General features: G+C 37.1%; 13 protein-coding genes, 1 tRNA gene and 1 other RNA gene. 14 read left to right on the forward strand and 1 reads right to left on the reverse strand.

The window, feature by feature from the left end; genetic code table 11:
* Positions 1-150: 150 nt before the first annotated feature.
* The 9 genes from dnaG (at position 151) to BLT94_RS06180 (ending at position 9,314) form a co-directional block, all read left to right on the forward strand.
* Positions 151-1,923, forward strand: a complete 1,773-nt coding sequence (gene dnaG, locus BLT94_RS06140) for a DNA primase (RefSeq protein WP_092231604.1) — start codon at positions 151-153, stop codon at positions 1,921-1,923.
* A gap of 24 nt (positions 1,924-1,947) precedes the next feature.
* Positions 1,948-3,855 carry an RNA polymerase sigma factor RpoD gene (gene rpoD / locus BLT94_RS06145; protein ID WP_092231606.1) on the forward strand — a complete coding sequence of 636 codons (1,908 nt, stop codon included), beginning with the start codon at positions 1,948-1,950 and terminating at the stop codon, positions 3,853-3,855.
* A 54-nt stretch (positions 3,856-3,909) separates the two neighbouring features.
* A tRNA-Ile gene (locus BLT94_RS06150) sits at positions 3,910-3,986 on the forward strand.
* Positions 3,987-4,152: 166 nt separating this feature from the next.
* On the forward strand, positions 4,153-4,968 hold the full coding sequence (locus tag BLT94_RS06155; RefSeq protein WP_092231608.1) for a Nif3-like dinuclear metal center hexameric protein: 816 nt from the start codon (positions 4,153-4,155) through the stop codon (positions 4,966-4,968).
* 10 nt (positions 4,969-4,978) lie between these two features.
* Positions 4,979-5,698 carry a zinc ribbon domain-containing protein gene (locus BLT94_RS06160; protein ID WP_092231610.1) on the forward strand — a complete coding sequence of 240 codons (720 nt, stop codon included), beginning with the start codon at positions 4,979-4,981 and terminating at the stop codon, positions 5,696-5,698.
* Between the two features lie 23 nt (positions 5,699-5,721).
* Positions 5,722-6,098, forward strand: an RNA gene (gene rnpB, locus BLT94_RS06165) — RNase P RNA component class A.
* 30 nt (positions 6,099-6,128) lie between these two features.
* Positions 6,129-7,439, forward strand: a complete 1,311-nt coding sequence (locus tag BLT94_RS06170) for an HPr family phosphocarrier protein (protein ID WP_092231612.1) — start codon at positions 6,129-6,131, stop codon at positions 7,437-7,439.
* A 1-nt stretch (position 7,440) separates the two neighbouring features.
* Positions 7,441-8,151: a 2-C-methyl-D-erythritol 4-phosphate cytidylyltransferase gene (gene ispD / locus BLT94_RS06175; protein ID WP_092231614.1), complete on the forward strand. Its 711-nt coding sequence runs from the start codon at positions 7,441-7,443 to the stop codon at positions 8,149-8,151.
* Between the two features lie 224 nt (positions 8,152-8,375).
* Entirely contained in the window at positions 8,376-9,314 is a 939-nt protein-coding gene (locus BLT94_RS06180; protein WP_092231616.1) for an ABC transporter substrate-binding protein, read from the forward strand.
* A gap of 7 nt (positions 9,315-9,321) precedes the next feature.
* On the opposite strand, the gene BLT94_RS06185 is transcribed toward BLT94_RS06180, so the two are convergent.
* On the reverse strand, positions 9,322-10,659 hold the full coding sequence (locus BLT94_RS06185; protein WP_092231618.1) for a hypothetical protein: 1,338 nt from the start codon (positions 10,657-10,659) through the stop codon (positions 9,322-9,324).
* A 465-nt stretch (positions 10,660-11,124) separates the two neighbouring features.
* Between BLT94_RS06185 and BLT94_RS06190 the strand changes: the two genes are divergently transcribed.
* The 5 genes from BLT94_RS06190 to mfd all read left to right on the forward strand — a co-directional run bounded on the left by BLT94_RS06190 (position 11,125) and on the right by mfd (position 22,150).
* A complete protein-coding gene (locus tag BLT94_RS06190; RefSeq protein ID WP_092231621.1) occupies positions 11,125-13,188 on the forward strand; it encodes a serine protein kinase in 2,064 nt (687 codons plus the stop codon).
* A gap of 22 nt (positions 13,189-13,210) precedes the next feature.
* Positions 13,211-14,383, forward strand: a complete 1,173-nt coding sequence (locus BLT94_RS06195; protein ID WP_092231624.1) for a DUF444 family protein — start codon at positions 13,211-13,213, stop codon at positions 14,381-14,383.
* 150 nt (positions 14,384-14,533) lie between these two features.
* A complete protein-coding gene (locus BLT94_RS06200; protein WP_092231626.1) occupies positions 14,534-16,174 on the forward strand; it encodes a SpoVR family protein in 1,641 nt (546 codons plus the stop codon).
* A gap of 6 nt (positions 16,175-16,180) precedes the next feature.
* Positions 16,181-18,490 (forward strand): serine protein kinase PrkA, encoded by a 2,310-nt coding sequence (locus tag BLT94_RS06205; RefSeq protein ID WP_092231629.1) that lies wholly within the window; start codon positions 16,181-16,183, stop codon positions 18,488-18,490.
* A gap of 174 nt (positions 18,491-18,664) precedes the next feature.
* Positions 18,665-22,150: a transcription-repair coupling factor gene (gene mfd / locus BLT94_RS06210; protein ID WP_245742984.1), complete on the forward strand. Its 3,486-nt coding sequence runs from the start codon at positions 18,665-18,667 to the stop codon at positions 22,148-22,150.
* Positions 22,151-22,304: the final 154 nt, after the last annotated feature.

The raw sequence follows: 22,304 nt of genomic DNA on the forward strand, positions 1-22,304 counted from the left end.
CAGATGATCAAAAGTTTTTTTACATATATAGTGAAAGTAAATGATTTCAAAATAACAATTATCCGTAAAGATAATTATTGACATGTGATTTTAAATACTTAGCTTATTTTACTTGCATAACCGTTAAATTTTGGAGTCAGTGTCGTAAAGATGTATATTCCTGAAGAAAAAATTTCAGACATTTTAAATACTTCAGATATTGTTGATGTTATTTCAGAGTCCGTTATTTTAAAAAAGAGCGGAAGAAATTTTTTTGGTTTATGTCCTTTTCATTCTGAAAAAACTCCCTCTTTTTCTGTAAATCCAAGTAAACAGATCTTTCATTGTTTTGGTTGCAGTGCGGGCGGAAATGTATTGTCTTTTATTATGAAATATCATGGCATAACTTTTCCAGAAGCTGCAAAAATGTTGGCTCGCAAGTATAATATTATCATTGAAACCAAAGAAATTGATCCTGTAACAAGAAATGAACTAAAGCTTAAAGAGAGTCTGTTTAGATTAAACAAAGCTGTCATGGGCTTTTATTTTGATGAACTTAAACAATCAAAACAAGGCGAAAACGCAAGGATATACCTTGAAAAAAGAGGAATCTCCAAAGATATCATTCAGCAGTTTAAACTGGGGTTTTCGCCTGATAACTGGGAATCGATAGTTAATCTTTTAAAAAAACGGAAAATTTCCAAAAAGGTTGCCGTCCAATGCGGTTTGGTATTGGAAAGAAAACAAAATAATGGGTATTATGACCGGTTTAGAAACCGGATCATGTTCCCTATTTTTGATGTGAATATGCAGGTAGCTGGTTTCGGGGGCAGGGTGATGGATGATGCCATGCCCAAATATATGAATTCCCCTGAAACACCTGTTTACATCAAGAGCCGTATTCTATATGGCTTGCATGCAGCAAAACAATTTTGCAGACAGGAAGGGTTTGTTTATATTGTGGAGGGGTATTTTGATTTTTTATCCCTTTATCAACACGGTATTAAAAATACGGTAGCCAGTCTTGGTACTGCATTAACTTCTGATCATGTGAGAATTCTGAAAGGATATGCACCCAAAATGGTGCTTGTTTTTGACTCTGATGCAGCCGGCATCAATGCTGCAAAAAGAAGCATTGAAATTTTTATGAAAGAAGGAGTTGATACAAGGGTGCTTGTACTTCCGGAAGGAAATGACCCTGATTCTTATATTGTAAAGCATGGACAAGACGCATTTAATGACCTTGCGTCAAACGCCAAAACAGTCATGCAATTTCTTTTGAAAGTTTCCATTGATACGCATGGACTTTCCGTTGAAGGCCGGATCAGAATTTTAGATGATATGAAACAGCATTTGAGTTTGATTCAGGATAGTGCATTGAGATCTTTATATGTTAAAGAGCTTGCTGAAACATTAAATATCGATGAAAAAGCTGTTTTGGAAAAAGTCAGGGAGCAGTATTTGAAACATAATACGAAAAATTCATTTTTGATGAATGAAAAAAACAATGAAGATAAGCTGGAATCTGATCGAAGAGAAGAACAAATGATTTCAATGATGCTGAATTATCCTGAAATCATAGATGAAATTAAAAATACTGATGTGTTAGAGTATTTTTATTCTGAAAAATTAAAGTACATTGGAAAGAAGATTATAAGTGTGGATTCGGATAAAACAGCCTTCATTATAAATGTTATGGCAAAAATGGAAAACGACGAAGATCAATCGCTTATTGCTTCTTATGCTATGAATGATATGTTTTCAGAACAAGATATTAATCAAACCGCTCTGTTTATAATAAACCGAATTATTCGTGTAAGAAAAAAGCAGGAAAACACTTTAACAAGTAAGATTATAAGTGCGGAAAAGGGCTGTAATTCTGAATTGATGGACTTGTTAAAGCAAAAACAGGCAGAAATTCAGCAATTACAAAATCGGTTATAACTTTAAGCCTTTGGGAGGCATTTTATGGCATGTAAGACAAATAAGTCTGGAGAGAATTTAATAATGACTAAGAAAGAATTACAAAAGCTTATTAAAAAAGGAGAAAAAACCGGTTCTCTCTCTTTTGCCGAAATTAATGATGCAATATCCCATGATTTGAAATCATTGGATCATATTGAAGATATTGTAATGCAATTTAAAGAGCTTGGAATCAAGCTTGTTGATACGGAAAAAGAAACAATAAAAAAAGCTGCAAAAAAAAGCACTGCAAAAATAAAAGTCAAATCATCATCCAGAAAGATTGTTAATGATAAAGTTAAAAAAACGTCTGAAAAAGATGATGATGACTATGATGAAAAAGATGATGATGAAAAAGATGAGAAAAGGGGAAAAAAAGCCAATAAAGACCTGTTTTCTGCTAAAAAAGATCGTTCGGATATGGAGTTTGGTGCTGTTACCGACCCTGTCAAAATGTATCTCAAAGAGATGGGGATGGTTACTTTGCTCAGTCGCGAGGGAGAGATTGAAATTGCAAAAAAGATTGAGCGTGGTGAACGTGATGTCTTGAGAGCCATGCTGGATTGCCCCATCGCATTGTCCACTATTTTCATGTATGGTGAAAAGATGGAAAAAAAATCAATGCGTCCCAAGCATGTTTTAAGAGACGTGGATGAAGGGGATGGGGTCGTAGATGAAGTTTCCAAACAGGAAAAGTTTTTAAGTTCCTTAAATGTAATTAAAGAGCTTCACAGGGAAAATCAAGAAAAAAGAGATATCTTGCTCCAGGAGAACAAAAGATCAAAGAAATATGATACTGTTTCAAAGGAAATTTACTCCAATACGGAAATCATATTTGAAGAATTGAAAAGATGGCGGTTTGAGTCCAATGTTATTGATAATATAGAAAAAAGTATAAGAAATACCATTACATGGTTTGATAAAGTTGATGATCTTTTGGAAAAATGTGCCAAAACATTTAATGTCAAAACCCGAAAAATGCTGGATCAGGTGTCTGATGAAACTACCTTTGTGCAGTGGGCCACATCCATATCCAATTCTGATATAACCAAGGATAGAGCTGTTATTTTATATCAGGATATATGCTCAATTTTAACCCAGGTTGCTTTGAGGAAAAATGAAGTTAAGGGTGATTCTAAAAGTCTAAAGCAGATTGTCGATTGTGTGGACAAGGGTCGCAGAGATGCCGATTTTTCAAAAAGAGAATTGGTGAGAGCAAATTTAAGACTGGTTGTCAGTATTGCAAAAAAATATACAAACAGAGGATTGCAATTCCTTGATTTGATTCAGGAAGGTAATATCGGTTTGATGAAGGCGGTCGATAAATTTGAATACAGAAGGGGGTATAAATTTTCAACTTATGCCACCTGGTGGATCAGGCAAGCCATTACCCGGGCCATTGCAGATCAGGCCAGGACCATCAGGATTCCGGTTCACATGATTGAGACCATAAATAAACTTATTAGGACATCACGATATCTTGTGCAGGAAATGGGCAAAGAGCCGTCGCCGGAAGAAATTGCGGAAAAAATGGAAATCCCCATTGAAAAGGTTCGACGGGTATTAAAAATTGCCAAAGAACCGATTTCTCTTGAGACTCCCATTGGAGAGGAAGAAGACAGTCATCTGGGTGATTTTATAGAAGATAAGAAATTTTCCATTCCTTCGGATGCAGCCATTGATTTCAGCCTTGCAGAGCAGACCCGGAAAATTCTTGCGACTTTGACACCACGAGAGGAAAAGGTACTTCGAATGCGGTTTGGTATTGGTGAAAAATCCGACCATACCCTGGAAGAAGTTGGAAAGGATTTTACCGTGACAAGAGAACGTATACGCCAAATTGAGGCAAAGGCTTTGAGAAAATTGAGACATCCAACCAGAAGTAAAAAACTTAAGACCTTTATTGAGAATTAAATCTTGACATAAAATGCTTAGTTGTATATATAGTCCAAGTTTGTGCTAATGAAAGGGCCTATAGCTCAGTTTGGCAGAGCCACCGGCTCATAACCGGTCGGTCCCTGGTTCGATTCCAGGTGGGCCCACCAATAAAATATTACTGGTGTATTGTATGGATGTAATAAAAGCATGATTGTAATAAAACATTGCAAAGGACATATTGCTCTCATATGAATGTGTCTGAAGAATATCAACCGGATATAAAAAAAAGCGTGGTAATATACCACGCTTTTTTTATTTGTCAGTAGGCCTGTTATGGTTAAAACAAAGGATATATTGGGATTGCTCAATACTATTGCCCCTTTTGATATTGCTGAAGATTGGGATAATTCAGGGCTTCAGGCGGGAAATTTGAGTTGGGAGGTAAAAAAAGTAATGATCGGGCTTGATGTGTCCCTGCCATTAATGAATGCTGCGGAAAAATGGAATTCAGACCTTGTACTCACCCATCACCCTTTGATGATCTCCCCCGAAAAATCAATTGATTTCAATAAAATGCCGGGCAAAGCGATTGAAATCGCTGCAAGGCAAAAAATCAGTATAATATCAGCCCATACGAATCTTGATAAGGCACCTGATGGATTAAATGATTATTTTGCATCAAAGATTGGCATCAATACAACCGGTGCATTTCTTATTGATCCGTCATCATCTATGCCAAAGGATGCAATGACCGGTATCGGCAGAATTGGATATCTGGAATCCCCGATTCTGCTTAAATATTTTGTTCATCAAATAAAAGAAAAACTTGATTTAAAACATCTGCGTGTAACAGGCGATATGGATTTGCCCGTAACAACTGTTGCTATTTGTACCGGCAGCGGTGGCTCTCTGATTGATGAGTTCTTGAGGTCTGGTGCGGATCTTTATATCACCGGAGATATAAAATATCATGAAGCAAGACGTATTGAAGAATATTCAAAAGGATTGGTTGATGTGGGGCATTTTGGTTCTGAACATATGGCAGTAGAGTTGCTTGCTGATAAATTAGGCCATGCCATTCAAATGGCCGGGTTGAATATACAAATAAAAAAGTTCAAAAAAGAAAAAGATCCATTTATTATAGTTTAAGGATATTGTTATGAATGATATTTCCAAACCGGATATAGAAACCCTTGTCAAACTCCAGGAAGCTGAAACTCAAATTTTCAGGCTGAAAACTGTTCTGGAAAAAGTTGAAAAGGAAAAAGAAAATTTAAGTATCAGGTTAAAACAGTTTGGAAATGCCTTGGAAGATCATAAAGAAAATTTTTCAAGTGCTGTTAAAGCTTGCCGGGATATTGAAATGGAAATTCAAATCATTGATGAGCGTATTGTTAAAAGTAATGAAAAATTAAGGATGGTGAAGACCAATAAGGAGTATCAGCTTTTTTTAAGAGAAGTGGATGATAACAAAAAACGCAAAGATGCTCTGGAAACTGAATTACTCGAACATCTGGATGAAAAAGAAAAAATGGAAAAAATTGTTCAGGAAAATGAGAATGAATATAAACTTCTCAAGGACCAAATAGATGCTGAACAAAATGATATTGATAAAAAATCAATAGATGATCGAGAGTTGCTTGATGAATATCTTGACAGACAGGAAGAAATAGGTAAAAGTCTTGATCCATCTTTGATGAACCGGTTTGCAAAGATATCAAAAATGAATGGGGGGCTTGCCGTAGTCAATGTGGAAAACGAAGTGTGCATGGGGTGTTTTATGAATGTACCGCCTCAATTATATATTGAAGTGCAGCGTGGGAACTCATTGATTTCATGTCCGCAATGCAGTAGGATTTTATATCATATAAATACATAAATTATAAATATATAAAGCTCGGTCTGACCAGGCAAAACGATCGCTGGGTTTTAAACCTGGAGGAAAGTCCGAACACCACAGGACAGGACGCTCCATAACGTGGAGTCGCGGTGACGTGAAGGAAAGTGCAGCAGAGAGTAGACCGCCCGGATGGAATTTGATCCGGGTAAGGGTGAAACGGTGCGGTAAGAGCGCACCAGTTTTCCAGGTGACTGGAAAAGCTTGGTAAACCCCGTCCGGTGCAAGACCAAATAGGGAAACGCTTGAGGGTTGTCCGCCCAAGTTTTCGGGTAGGTCGCGTGAGGTGTGCGGCAACGTACATCCCAGATGAATGATCGTTGACCTGTTCTACGGTAACGAGAACAGGTAACAGAATTCGGCTTATCAACTGGTCAGGCCGAGCTTTTAATTTAGTATTGGATTATTGAACATGAATTATTTTTGCGATATTTCTTTTAAGGAAAAAGCCAATATTTTTTCTTTTGAATATCTGAAATGTATTTTGTTTGTTGTGGAAATTGAAGATAATGATTATGTTTTTACAAAAAAATTATACTCAAAGCTGATTACAACCTCTCATATACTTGAAGATTTTTTAGACTTTCATGGAGCGAAAAAAAATAAAGAATGGGTTTTTTATCGTGAATTATCGGCAACCATTCGTCATCTTTCATTGGCTTGCTATTCTCAACGACATATTCTAAATCGGTTTAAGTTTTATTTTTTTCAAGAAAATCGTTATGAGACATTCAAGCTTGAAGCATTTGACACGCTGAAAATCTTACAAGATTCTATAAAACTTGCTGCGCCCGTGATTTTAGAAGAAGCCCGTCGCTTGAAAATTAATATCCCGGCTACTGGGTATAACTTGAATTATTTTCCTGGAATTTCATCTGTCCAACAGCTTGATCATAATATTGATGATTCTAATGCCAAAGACAAACAAAGAGAGAACCTGACACGGATTGCCAGTGAATTTTTAGAAGTTGTAAAAGATTTTGATCAATTTGCATTTTATGAGCGGTATGATTTAAAAAAAATAAATGATCTTGTACCGGAACAATTCAATGAAGTCATCATCAGAAGATATGAAATGTTGATTCATAATATCCAGTCTTCATTTGATTCATATGTGGTCAATACAAAGTCTTCATCAGGAAATTTGTTGCTTGAACAACTTAGAAGTCATTTTTCCATTGTATTTCATATCCTTCAGGTTGCAGGCAGTTTGTTGCATTTTTACGAACGTCATCTGTATGATATCGGGTTTAAGGATGTTTATAAGAATGTCAGTGAATCTTTATCCAACCTTATTGATCCTGATGTTGTTTTGGATAGGGCAGTTAATTTTTGTTTATTTTATGCCTGGAGGTTTTTATCCACAGGAAAAGACCTGGCATCCAGAATATTGAATGAAAATATGGAGACTTCGATTATAGAAGTCGGGATTCCCAAGGATCGTGGGTTTCATAGCCGCCCAAGCCTTTTGGTTGCTAAGATTGTTCAGCATTATGGCGGTGAAGTTAAACTGCTTGTAAATAATGATAGTTTTGATGCTGCAAGTGTTCTGGATATTCAATGGGCCGGAGGGAAGATAAAAAAAGAAGAGATAGAAGTCGTTCAGTTTAAAGGGGATTTGCGGGCATTAAATGATTTGAAAATTCTTGCCGGTGTGAATTATGGAGAAGATCTCATTGGAAAAGGCATCCCCTTGCCAAAAGAACTGGCCTATTTGAGCTGATATGCAGAGTTTAGAAACTTTTGTCATTGTTGTTGCCGCTGGCAAGGGCTTGAGGATGGGATTAAAAACAAAAAAACAGTATCTTTGCCTGGAGGGAATTCCGATTCTAACCCGCACCATCATGGTGTTTGACAGGTGTGATCAACTCAATGAAATTGTACTTGTTGTTCCACAAGATGAGATGGCATATTGTAAAAAAAATATTATTGATCCTTTTGGATTTGCAAAAAAGATTCACTTGGTTGAGGGCGGGAAAGAAAGACAAGATTCCGTCTTAAATGGCTTGAAAAAGGTTAGAGATAGAAGAAATCATGAAAAAAAAACCATGGTTATGATTCATGATGGCGTTCGTCCTTTTGTCGATCAACGTATTATTGAGGAGTGTATACATAGTGCTGTTGAATATGGTGCCTGTATTCCCGCTGTTAAAATTACTGACACCGTAAAACAGGTTTCTGAAAACTTGTCTATTGAAAAAACATTAAACAGAGAGAATCTGTATAAAGCACAAACCCCCCAGGTCTTTAAAATGGAGTTGATATGGGATGCGTTTGAGCATGCAGGGGCAACTTGTTTTTCAGGGACCGATGATGCTTCGATGATAGAACATTCCGGCCAAAAGGTTTTTGTTGTTAAAGGATCTAAGCTGAATATTAAAATTACAACCCCGGAAGATCTTGCTTTGGGAAAATATCTGTTAAGCATTATGTAATGGATATTAATGTCTTTTTTGTTTTTCAAGTAATCTCTGAAAATGTTTGCTAACAAGCGTTTAAGGTAAATAAATCTTTACTTTAAATAGAAATTATGTAACATTTTGCACAATCAAACAATTGGCATCTGGTTTGTCAAGTACTTTGTTGCTGACTTTGAAATTAAGTGAAGCATTATAAAGCGGATTGTTTTCGTCCAAGCACATAACCCGGAGGTATCACAATGGCGGAAAAACCTGAAATAAAGATTGGTTATCTTAAAATTACAGATCATCTTATTCTTGGTGTAACAGACCTTAAATTAAAAAAGGGTATGGAAAAGTTTGAACATTGTACTCTTAAACCTGTGCTGAAGAATGGATGGAATGAGGTGGCTGATGCGCTTTCTGTGAAGTCTCTTGATGGTGCCTTTTTGCTTGCTCCGACGGCTATGGACATGTTTAAGTCCGGGGTTGATTTGAAATTGTTGCTATTTGCCCATAAATCAGGAAGTGTACTTGTTAAAAGTAAAAATGCATATATTGAAACGATAGAAGATTTTGCCGGAAAAATAGTACTTATCCCATATCAACTTTCGGTTCATAATATGCTGTTTCATAGGCTTTTGTCTGAAAAAGGCTTAAAGCCAGGAAGATCAACTGAAAAAGGCATTGATGTTATTCTTGAAGTGGTTGCACCCTTTCAGATGCCTGAAGCCATAGAATTGGACGAAGAAGGTGAAATCGGAGGCTTTATTGTTGCAGAACCCTTTGGATCGCAAGTTGTTGCCAATGGGCATGGGGAAGAATTTTGTCTTTCCAAGGACTTATGGCCCAATCATCCCTGCTGTGTTTTTGTCATGAGAAATGAAATCATTGAAAAACATCCTGAAGCCATTCAGGAAATATGTAACAGTTTTGTAAGATCCGGTCTTGCTGTTGATGCACAACCTGACCCTGCGTCTATCATCGGCGGAAATTTTCTTTCCCAGGATAAGGACGTTATCAAAAAAGTACTCACTGATCCGCCTGATCGGATACTGACAGGTGAGTTGTTTCCAATAATTGATGACCTTGATACAATCCAAAAATATATGATGGACGATATGAAGATCATGACCAGTCTGATTGATCTTGAAAAATTCGTTGATACACGTTTTGCAAAACAAGCAGGTGCAAAATAATAAAAATTTATTTTGCAGACCTGATGAATTTATAGATTTGTAAAATAGCTTTTTGGTTCCATTTGGGATTTCCGGACAATGTTTTGACTTTATTTTGGTTCAGCCGGTTTGTTGCTGCTTCAACATCTAAGCCGTCTGCTTCCAGTCCGATTATAATTTTCATGACGGCAGCCTTATATTTTTCCAGATTGTCTTCTGGTGCGACATCAATTTTTATGACAGGGGTGTTTTTTGACTCTTCATTGTCAAAAGAATTGGCTCCATTATTGGTCTGATCATCAATTAGTTTTGATAAATCATCCATTTTCAAGTCTTCATCTTGCACGGTATTATTTGTTTCTTCTTTTAAAACAGGGTCTTGTTCTATCAATAATGAAAGATCATCCAGGTTTTGGTAAGGCAGAACGGATTCATATAGGGGGTCATCAATGAGTTTTAAAAGATCATCCAGTTCATCAGATGGTTCAACAGGTGGTTCTGTTTTAATTGAACTGCCATTTTGATCAATTAAGGCCGACAGGTCATCAAGCATCAAAGTCTGATCTGTCTGGATGTCCTCTTCTGAGGAAACATTATCAAGGGATAATGATAAATCATCTAATTGATCAGATTCAGTTTCCGGGCAGGAGACTTCATCAATTAGTATGGACAGATCATCCATCAGTTCATTCTGCTCTTTTGTGTCATCCAATAATAATGACAAATCATCGTTATTTTCTGCCTCATCTAATAGTAATGACAGGTTATCCATTTTAATAGGGGGGGCTTTTTTGTCAGTGTTGTCAGGATCATAGTTTGTAATGACAGCGCTTGCCTGATGAACAATTTGTTGAACAGCAGGGTCACCCCCCCGAAGCGTGTTCATTTCCTGCAATGCATCGGCAATATTATTCATGGCATCGGCTTTTTTTTCTTCAGCTTCAGCTCTTTTTTCAATGGCTGCAGCTTTTCTTTCTTCGGCTGCAGCTCTTTTTTCATGGGCTATGGCAATTCTTTTCTGTTGTTCACCAATGTCCCTGAAAACGGATTTCAAAAGATTCAATCCGTCCATGCTGAGGCGGACATCTTCTTGCATAGGCTGGTTTTCAAAAAGGGGGTAAGGCTCATCCGAACTACATGAAGCATCCAGTTTTTTTTCAATATCACTGGGAAGCATACCCATTTCCAGACTTTCTTGTATCATAAAGAGTTTTTTAATCGTTTCAATGGGATAAAAAGGCTGTCCGTCAATGAGGTCATAAGGCATCCATTTGCCGAACCGTTTCAGTAAAAATTTTGTTGTAACTTTACCTATGTTCAGTTCTTTAATGATGTCAATAACTGATAATAATTTTTTTTTTGTCATTTTATCCTCATTGTTACTAATGTTAGTTGACTCTGGTTGAATCGACAACCTGCTTAAGTTTATTGAATTTTTTTAAATAAATAAAGTCTTGTGAAAAAGAAAAATTTTAAGAAACTGCTTTCAGGTTTTAAAAAAGCATGTATACTTGTCTAATAGATGATTTAATTTTTTTTGAGGAGAAAATAAAAATTAAAAACAGTGTGAATATTTTTTACTTGTTACAGGTGCGAATAACTGTAAAATGAAAAGGAATATGAGATTGAGTAAATCATTTGACTCTGTTTTTTTATCTTGATAAGATTAAAACAATCATAAAAAAAAAGTATGTATTGCTTGATTTATATTGGTAAGCGTTAATAAATATCTACCCAAGTATTATTTGTCTGCCATTGGCAGAAAGTAAAAAGGAATTCCAATCAATTTGAATGGCAGCATAAGCCTCCTTGCTGCCCAGGGGAGGGTAAAATGGTCGGCAAAACAGATCCGAAAACTTTAATCAGTCACGTTGATGCAGTTAAAAAAGGAAAACGAGTATTTGAAGATGCTTTTCAGGGTGTTTCCAGAATGATCCTTGATGCGGGTATTCAAAAAATTACAGTTAAAGGAAAATCAACATATCAGTTTGATATATTCAGTCAGGGGAAAAAGCATCTGGTAGGAATGTACGATGAAATAAACAGTTTTGTTTCATTTGTGAAAGATGCCTCGGAAGGCGGATCATCAAGGGAGATGGCCTTCGTTCTGGTGGGCGAACCCGGCAATGGTAAGACTTTTTTTGTGGAATATCTTTGTGCGAGATATAGGGAGTTTTTAAGCATTCCCCAAAATAGGAAGTATACATTCAGGTATGTTAATTTGGATCAGATTGGTGGGTATGGTAAGATTAATTTTATTGAATCCCAGACCTATGAAGATCCTATGATCCTGGCCATGAGTCTGTGCGAAATAAAGGATGAGTCAAAAGAGCTGTTTGCAAAGAAATTTAAATTTACTGCCAGTCAAATAGATAACCTGTATGATAAATATCGTCCTTTGGGAGCCTGTTCTGCTTATATCCTAAATCAGATCCGGGAACATTGTGACAATGACATTAACAAGATGTTGTCATTTGTTGAAATTACGCCGGTCCCCTTGATTGAAAGCCTTGGAACGATTACAGGCAAATATCCGGCCAAGGATAAGATTACCTCATCTGCCGTGGACCTTATGGGAGAAGAATCCATTCAAAGACTGCTTCATATTTCCGATTCCAATAATCCGTATCGGTTTGATCTGCGAAGAGGTGCACTGGCAAGGGTCGCAGGCGGCGGCATTCATTTCAGCGATGAAATTTATAAAAACAAGAAAGATCTGGTACAGGTGTATCTCGGGGTAATCCAAAACCGGATGATTGAAATGGACGGATTTAAATGGCCCATTGATACATTGATTATTGCCACCAGTAATAATTCCGAATTTGATTCGTTTCTTTCCGAAAGAGAAGAAGCGCCTATTGTAGATCGTTGCAGGATCTGTTATGTGGCTCATAATACGGATTACAAAATTCAGAAAACCTTGACAGAGTATGCCATTGGTACGGATACAAAACGGTCCCTTGATTCAAAAATACTGCATCATGACCCGAATTTAAATTATGCAGCATCCATTGGTGTTGTCCTGACTAGATTGCCCAGATCAGACAAGTTAACTCCAGTGGAAATTATGAAGCTGGCAGCAGGAGAGATCGCCGGAGAAAAAAGCCTTAAAACCCTTGCTGAGCTGATTGATTCTTTAAACCAGGATACGGATATCACCAAAAGATTTGGGCAAAAAGGCCTTGGACAGAGAAATCTTGGTCGGGCTGTACAGCTTTTGTTGGAAAGTTCTGAAACCAATGAAGGCCAATGTATGTTTGCTCTGGATATTTTTAATGCTCTTGAAAGAACGGTACTGGATTATGTTCAGGAACCTGCCGACCGTGCAAAGTTCAAGGAGGATTTGAAAATTGCAAGAGGGCTGTACCGTGAAAGAATTATGACAGAGATGTTCAATGCCTACATGGATGAACCGCTGGCAATAAAAAAAGATGTGATGAATTATGTAAATATGATCATTGGTGTTGATGCGGAATATCTTGGTCCTGATATGATGTGGAAGTATAAAGATCCCCAGACCGGCGAACTAAAAGCTCTTAAAATAGATGAAAGATATATTAAAAATGTTGAAGAGCGGCTTGGTTTGAAAACCGAAGAGCAAAGAGCATCTTTTAGAAATTCTATTAGAAAGATTTATGGACAGAAACTGTCTGTGGATGCAAACTATGATTTTATGGACAACCTGGAACTGGTCAAGGCAATTACAGATGTAAGGCTTAAATCAGATATTGCCGGTGCCGGTTCATTAATTGGCGCTCTTGCCAACAGAACCAACGAAGAAAATCAAAAACTTTATGATAGAATGATTTATACCATGAATGAAAAACTTGGGTATTGCAGAACCTGTGCTCAGAAAACCATTGAATATTTTTGCAGTCAAGAGGATGATAAATAGACAGGGGAGGAGGTAAATACTGATGATAACCCTTGATGAACTTCTTGAAAAAGATAAAAGAAGAGAAGAAGACGGGTTTAAACGAAAAATCCGTATTGGAAGAATTGTCAAGCCCGGAACAGGTGGAAAAGATAAGATCATAATCGTCCCGACAACGGTTGAAGAAAAATTTGTTCATGATGAAACAAACCTGAATCAGGAACCCGGAGAAGGTGAACCCACCGGCGGAACAGGTGAGGGCGAAGAAGGAGATATCATTGGAGAACAACCGGTCCGTCCTGAAGAAGGAGAGGATGGAGAAGAAGGTTCAGGAGAAGGGCCAGGAGAAGGAAAGGGTAGTGAGCATGAACTTGAATCCAACGCATATGAGCTTGGCAAGGTTTTATCCCAGGATTTCCAGCTGCCCAATTTAAAAGACAAAGGGAAGAAAAGAACTCTGGCACGATATGTCTATGATCTGACCGACAAGAACAGGGGAGTAGGTCAGATCCTGGATAAAAAAGCAACATTAAAGAGGATAGTTGAAACCAATATTACCCTGGGAAATATCCCGGATGTGGCAAATATCGATCCTACAAAATTTATAATCTCACCACAGGACATGATTTACAGAATTTTATCCAGGGAGAAAGATTATGAGTCCCAGGCCCTTGTGTTTTTTTTGAGGGACTATTCTGGATCAATGGGGGGTAAAGTTACCCAGACCGTTGTTTCCCAGCATGTGATGCTGTATTCCTGGCTGTTGTACCAATACGAAAAACAGGTGGAAACCCGTTTTATCCTTCACGATACGGAAGCCAAAGAGGTGTCGGATTTTTATAAGTATTATTCCTATAAAGTTGCTGGCGGTACAAAGGTGTTTACAGCATTTAAAATGGTGAATGATATTGTAGAAAGGGAGAACTTGGCCCGGGATTATAATATTTATGTTTTTCACGGTACAGACGGAGATGACTGGGATAAGGAAGGAAAACAGACCATTGTCGAAATTGAAAAAATGATGAATTATGTTTCAAGGATCGGGATTTCCATTGTAGAACATTCTTATGTCGGGTCAAAGCAGACTGAGGTGGAAAAATATTTAAAAGCATCCAATTTGCTCACCAAACACAGTACCTTGATCAAGCTGGATGTAATGGATGAAAATTCGGATGATTCCAGAATAATTCAAGGTATAAAACGGCTTATTTCATAAAAGAAAGGGGTTGCCTGGTGTCTGAACTAAAACCTGAAATTTTTTTGAAAATACCCCTTTTGTTCATTGGGGATTAACATTTCAGATCAACACAATAATCGGTAAAACGGATGGTTTTTGATTGGCACTTAACCTGAAAGTGAGATAACAATGGAACTTGTCAGCCAACATGTCAAAGGCATAATGGAAGAATGTAAATTAAGGGCCCGGGATCAAGGGTTGAAGTTTGATGATGAAACCCTTGAATATATTGTGACCAATCGCGATATGATTGAACTCAGTCCCAAGGTCATGATACCCACGCTTTATGACTACTGGGTGCATGATGTGAGGGTGTTGTCCGGAAAGGGGAGGTATGAAGCTTACCCTTCAAATCCATATGAAACGGTCATCAATACCAGACCTGCCATTTCATTTTATAATGATAATAACCCGGACTGGCTCAATGTGATGATTTTTTATCATGTTCTCGGGCATATTGATTTTTTTCAAAATAATCTTTTCTATAAAAACACATGGGATGTTGATTTAACAGGTCAGGCATTGGCGGATAAACGTCTGATTGCCCAGCTCAGATCTGAAAAGGGCAGATGGGTTGATTATGCCATTGAATTTTCACGCGGTATTGATAATCTGGTAGGGTATCAAAAGGAACTCAACCATACGATCATGAATGGAACCCAACATAAATTGAGTAAAATAGATTTTTATTTTGATATTTTTTTACAAAAAAATAAAAAGGTTTCTACCCATGAATATTTAAAAGAGATCACACGATTTAATGCCACAGACAACATCAATGAAGAATTTTTTGATCAGGTTGTCAGCCAATATCCTGAATTTGATGAATTATATAAAAAAGAATTGACCGTTAAATTAAAACCTGAACTTGATATAGTTGAATATATTCTTCGACATTCATCGTTTTTAAAAGAAGATGAAAATCAATGGATTAAATCCGTGGTTCAAATTGTTAAAAACACCTCTTTATATTTTCAACCGCAGATTAGAACAAAAATCATGAACGAGGGGTGGGCAAGCTACTGGCATGAATATCTTTTTATGAGAGATGACAGGATCTGCGGCCATGAAATCGACTATGCCAAAGTAAATGCAAATGTAACCGCCATGCCAAAGGTCGGATTAAATCCCTATGCTCTGGGGATGAGATTGTTTCAACATATTGAAGAGATGGAAGACAGGGGATGCTATTCGTTTGATTATATGTTTTTAAAAGATGAATTTGAAAAGAAAAAATATAACAAGAGAAATGATTCAGGAGTTGAATTTATATTAAAAGTTCGTGAAAATTTTAATGATTTTACGTTCATCAATACCTATATTGATCAGGAATTTGTTACCAAGCATAACCTTTTCGTTGCTGGTAAGCGGTTTGATCAGTCCAGAATGTCCTGGAAATACTATATTAAATCCAAAAAGGCTGAAGATTACAAGGATATGATCATTGATACGCTGTATCACCCTCCTGAGATATTTGTTGATAGAGCAGGCACAAAAGATGGAATATTGTATTTGAATCATAAATTTGAAAATAAACCGTTAAAACAGGATTTTATTGAAAATACAATGGTCGGCATAGAATATTTATGGGGTGGACCTGTACACCTTGAGACCAGCGAACCTATTAAATCAGGACAGCCTGCTGCAGGCTATGCCAATTATTATGATCCTACTTCTCATCAACCAGACGGGAAAAAAACGGAACCTATCAAATGGAAAAGAATGGTGTATGTGATGGAAAACCGTAAACTTCATAAACGGGAGTTATAATTTGATATGGAAATAAACGCTTCAAAAAAAACATCTGTGGACCAAACCCTTGATCTGCTTGATAAAAATATAACAGATTACCAACGGCTGAAGCCTGTTCCGTTTGAAGAATTTTTAAACATTTTAAATGCCAAGCCTTCTCATATTTTAAGAAATATTTTTCAGGCCTTCCATGACATGATCAAGTGCTATGTTGATGAATCAGAAGACACCATCTCAAGGGATGTTGATAAGCTGACCTTTACAAATTATGATTGTTCACGGCTGTTTGTTGAAGATTCTGAAAATCCCTATTTCACGGACATGTTGTTTGCCAACCGATTTATGAAACAAATGGAGTATTTACGGCACGGGGCCCAGCAGAACAGGATATATATCTTTTATGGACCCCATGGTTGCGGAAAAAGTACATTTTTAAATAATTTATTAAAAAAGTTTGAAATGTATGCCAATACGGAAGAAGGCCTCAGGTATGAAATTGTATGGCGCCTGGATATAAAAAAACTTCAGGACAAAGACAAATCTTTGTCCATATCAGCCTTTGAAAAACTGATTCAATATGTTGAAAAAGGAGAAGATACAGGATCGAAACGGGATTCCAATGAAAAAATATTTATCCCTAAAAATGCCGACTATATTGAAGTACCCTGTATTTCACATGATAATCCTTTTCTGGCCATACCCAAAGAACAAAGGCGGATAGTTCTGGATGAACTCATTAAAAATGATGAATTCAAATGGCGCCTTTTCACGGAAAAAGAGTATGAATGGGTTTTTAAAGAAGAAGTCTGCACCATTTGCTCTTCGATTTATCATTCTTTGCTGGAACGATTGGGAAATCCTTCGGAAGTGTTTAAAATGCTGTATGCCAGACCTTACTATTTTAACCGTCGTCTTGGAAACGGCATAAGTGTTTTTAATCCAGGTGACAGGCCTTTGAAAATGAATACGCTTTCAAACGAGATGCTTCAAAACAGGATTAACAGCCTGTTTCAGGACAGCAATGTTATCAATTACCTGTATTCAAGGTTTGCAAAAATCAATAACGGGATTTATGCGCTAATGGATATTAAATCCCATAATATTGATCGAATGGTTGAACTTCATAATATCATCTCTGAAGGGCTTCATAAAGTTGAAGATATTGAAGAAAGAGTGGATTCATTGTTTTTTGCCTTGATGAATCCTGAGGATAAACGAAGTATTCGTGATTTCCCGTCATTTGAAGACAGGATCCAATATATTGATATTCCTTATGTTCTTGATGTGAAAACTGAAGTTAAAATTTATAATAATATTTTTGGCAGGCATATTGAAGGCAGCTTTCTGCCCATGGTACTTGACAATTTTGCCAGGATTATTATCTGCACAAGAATTGGTAAAAAATCACTGGCACTGGCTGAATGGATAAAAGATCCGTTAAAATATAAAAATTTTTGTGATGAACAGCTGATGCTGTTAAAAATGGAATTGTTTTCCGGTAACATCCCAAAGTGGCTCAAAGAGGATGATATTAAATCCCTTGATAACAAGATGCTTAAAAAAATTATTGCTGAATCGGAAATATATGGAAAAGAAGGGCTGTCCGGTCGTGATTCCATTAAAATTTTTGATCGGTTTTATTCAAAATATGCCAAAGAAGACCGTTTGATTAATATGCCGGATTTGTGTACGTTTTTCAATAAGCTCAATGATCAGGTAAAAAGAATGATTCCCCATCAATTTCTTGAATCTTTATTAAGAATGTATGATTACAGCGTTCTTCAGCAGGTCAAAGAATCCTTGTACTATTACAATGAAGAACAGATTGCCAAAGATATTAAAAATTATATTTCTGCTGTAACCAATGAGTTTGACTCTTTTGTAAAATGTATTTTTACAAAAGAGGAGATCCATGTAACTGAAGCCTTTCTTGAAAGCATTGAAAACAGGCTTCTTTCTGAAGATATGGATAAGAAAAGAAGGCAGGAGATCCGAAATGATGTGTTAAAAGAATACACAACCCGAACCCTGACCCAGGAGATCATGATAGAGGGAAAAAATATTACGGAAACCAGGCTGTTTGAGTCTTTATATGACCGATATGTTCACAACCTTAAAAAAAGGGTGCTTGAGCCTTTTATTGAAAATGAAAATTTCAGGAATGCTATCAAAGATTTTGATACGGATAAATATAAAGCTCATGACAAAAGAATTAAAAAAGATGTGAAGTTCCTTTTGGACAATATGTCCAGAAAATTCGGATATTCAACCAAAGGGGCCAATGAGGCATGTATTTATGTGATAGATAACGATCTGGCAAACAAGTTTAAATAATTTTTCTTGATTTGTTCTTGATTCTTTTTAAAACTTCTTTTAAATCAAGACACATAATTTTTATGTGTGACCTTCAGTTTACGAGTGACCTTCAGGTTGTGCGTTACTTTTAGGTTAACGTGTGACCTTAAGGCTAAAGGAAAACGGTATACCGTCCAATCGGTTATGGCAAAGATGTCAAATCATATAATCAAAGAAATTCAAGCCACGGACAATAATGTGGTTATCATTCCGACAGACGGATCTCATAAAGCTTGTTTGATATCTCAATTGTTTAATGACTCAAATGATTCAATTGTTGTTATTTTAAGTGATACAAAAAAGGCGCTGGGCTTTTTAGATGAACTGAGTTTTTTTTTGCCGGATAAAAAAGACCATATTGTTTTTTTTCCAGGATATCATATCCTGCCGTTTAAATCCCTGGCCTACCATAAAGAGACATCTACAAACCGGCTTGCAGCGTTGTCAAAAATCATGGATTCGGTTTTTCATCCGTTAATTATAGTAACGGTTGTGGAAACAATTTTGCAAAAGCTGATTCCTAAAAAAAGTCTGAATGAATTTGCAGAATTGGTGATTGCCAATGAAGAAATTGACAGGGATGAATTGATTTTAAAACTTGAGTCCGGTGGCTATACCAAAACCTCTCTTGTGGAAGATCCTGGAGAATATTCCGTCCGGGGCGGTATTCTGGATGTGTTTTCTCCGGGAGAAAAATATCCGGTTCGAATTGAATTTTTCGGGGATTTGGTAGAATCCATCCGCTATTTTTCTCCATTTACCCAAAGAGGGGTTAAAGAAATTTATGAGACCGTCATTATCCCGGCAACCGAAGCTGTTGTCAGCAAAGAAAATTTGCCCCATATCCTTGCACGTCTCAGGCAGGCCGGAAATATTGCAGGGCTTGATGCACCAAAAGTCAGAGGGTATGTGAATGAAACCCGTGAATTTGGAAGATTTCCAGGTATTGAAAGCATGCTGTCCATTATTTATGATGATTTAGATACGTTTTTTGATTATATTCCTGAAAACAGTCGTTTGTTGCTTGATGTTCCTGACGAACTTGAATCTTGCGCAATGGATTTTGAAAGTAAAGCATTTTTCAATTACAAAACAACTGCATCCGAGAGCAGGCTTTGTGTTGAACCTGATTCCATTTACTTGAAATGGGATAAAATAAAGTCTCTTATTAAATCAAAAAAGCATACATCATTTAAGCTGTTTGATCCTGCCGTTATGCCTTTAAATGAAGCCCGTCAAACAACATTCTCATTTGATTACCAGGATAATACAGAGATTTGTTCAATGCTGAAAAGGGCAGGTACCAAAGATAATCCTTTAAGGCCCCTGGTAGACTGGTTTAACGATCATATTGAAAATTACAGAAAAGTTTTTTGTGTTCTCAGTCAAGAGTCACAATCCAAACGGTTGCTCTCGCTATTGCAACCCTATGGAATAAAACCCGAACCGTGTCAAGCATTTCCCCTGGCAATGAAACAAAAACCAGGGATTTATTATTTGTTCGGAAATGTATCCTCCGGATTTGTACTGAAACACGAAGATCTGGCACTTGTAACTGAAAATGAAATTTTCGGTAAAAAAAGAATTCGCAGGCAAAAGCCGGTCAGACAAGATTTAAAAACCCAGTTTATCACACCGGAAGAGTTGAAAAATGGAGATATTGTTGTCCATATTGAGCATGGAGTCGGACAATATGAGGGATTATGCAGTTTAAGCGTAAATGGTATCTCTCAGGATTTTATTCTCATTCTTTATCAGGATAAAGATAAGCTATATTTGCCGGTGGATCGCATTGAAATGATTGGCAAATATATTGGAGTGGACGGGTATACGCCGGTTCTGGATAAAATCGGTTCCAAAGCCTGGATTAAATCAAAAGCCAAGGCCAAAGAAGAAGTTGAAAAACTGGCTGCTGATCTTTTAAATCTGTATGCAAAAAGAAAAGTGAATAATGGATTTTCATTTTCCAGGCCTGATAATTATTACAATGATTTTGAAGCTGCATTTCCTTATGAAGAGACCCGTGACCAGTTAAAGGCCATTGATGATGTGCATTTGGATATGGAGTCCGAGATTCCAATGGACCGGCTGGTTTGCGGAGATGTGGGGTATGGCAAAACAGAAGTTGCCATCCGGGCAGCGTTTAAAGCGGTAAATGATGCTAAGCAAGTGGCGATTGTGGTGCCCACCACCATATTGGCAGAACAGCATCTGTCAACATTCAGGGAGCGGTTTGCCCAATATCCTGTTCATATTGAATGCCTGTCACGGTTTAGAACCCGAAAAGAGCAGACAAGAATACTCAAGGCAATCAGTTCTGGTCTTGTGGATATTGTTATTGGAACCCACAGGCTGCTGCAAAAAGACATTGATTTTAAATCACTGGGACTTTTGGTGATTGATGAGGAACAGCGATTTGGCGTAAAGCATAAAGAAGCATTGAAAAAGAAGCGAAGTTCCGTGGATGTTCTTGCCTTGACTGCAACGCCAATTCCTAGGACCCTTCACATGTCTTTAACCGGCATGAGGGATATCAGCGTGATCACAACTCCACCTGCAGACAGGCAGCCGATCATATCCTATATTTCAAAATATGAAGATCCCATTGTAAAGGATGCCGTTAAAAGAGAATTGTCAAGAAACGGCCAGATATTTTTTGTGCATAATAACATCAAGACCATTTTTAAGGTCGCACAAAATCTGGAAAAACTTGTTCCTGAAGCCAGGATCGCCGTAGCTCACGGAAGGCTTTCTGAAACCGAGCTTGAAAAAGTGATGTTCAAGTTTGTAAATCTTGAAATTGATGTTCTCGTATGCACAACCATTATTGAATCCGGTCTTGATATTCCTTCGGCCAATACCATGATTATCAACAAAGCCGAACGCTTCGGACTTTCTCAGATATATCAGTTAAGAGGAAGAATCGGAAGAGGGGATCATCAGGCCTATGCCTATCTGTTTGTTTCAGATGAGAGCAGATTGACAAAGGATGCAAAGAAAAGGTTGGCAGCCTTGATGGAATACAAAGATTTGGGTTCAGGATTTCAAATCGCAATGAAAGATCTGCAGATACGTGGTGCCGGAACGGCCCTTGGTGCATCTCAATCAGGACATATAGCGGCCGTTGGGTATGACATGTTTTTAAAATTGCTGGATCAGGCTGTTCATGATCTGAAAGGGGAGGACAACATTGAACCTTTAGAGCCTGAAATCAATGCGTCCATGTCATCGGGGTTCCCGGATGATTACATAGAGTCTGTTGAACAGCGGTTAACTGTATACAGGCGGTTATCAAGGATTACCATGGTTTCAGATATCTCAGATATGAAAAAAGAACTGACAGACCGGTATGGGAAACTGCCCAAAGAAGCTGAAAATATGCTCTTAAAAATCATGCTGAGGGTTTATTGTATAAAGGCAGGTGTTCAGAGGCTTGATATTTCACCCAACATCTTAACCCTTGCCTTTTCTGAAAAACATATGAAAAGACCTCTGGATGAATTAAATACAGCTTTAAAGGGTATGGTTCGTTATGAATTTGTCAAAAAAGACAGCATTCGAATTCAGTTGGGAAGAAAAAGGAATAATATTTCCAAAGCACTTTTGGAAACCAGGAATATCCTCAAAGCGATATCCTGAGCGATCATAAGTCATAACAGCGTATTAACTTGATGCGTTGTGAGAATATTAATACTCATTATTCTAATATAAAATTCGTTATTTTTTTAAGATAAACCTTTATCTTTTTATGATATTTAATATAATCGAGTTAAATTTTTGAATCTTTTATAAA

This window comes from Desulfobacula phenolica, assembly GCF_900105645.1.
GTDB classification, from domain to species: domain Bacteria; phylum Desulfobacterota; class Desulfobacteria; order Desulfobacterales; family Desulfobacteraceae; genus Desulfobacula; species Desulfobacula toluolica.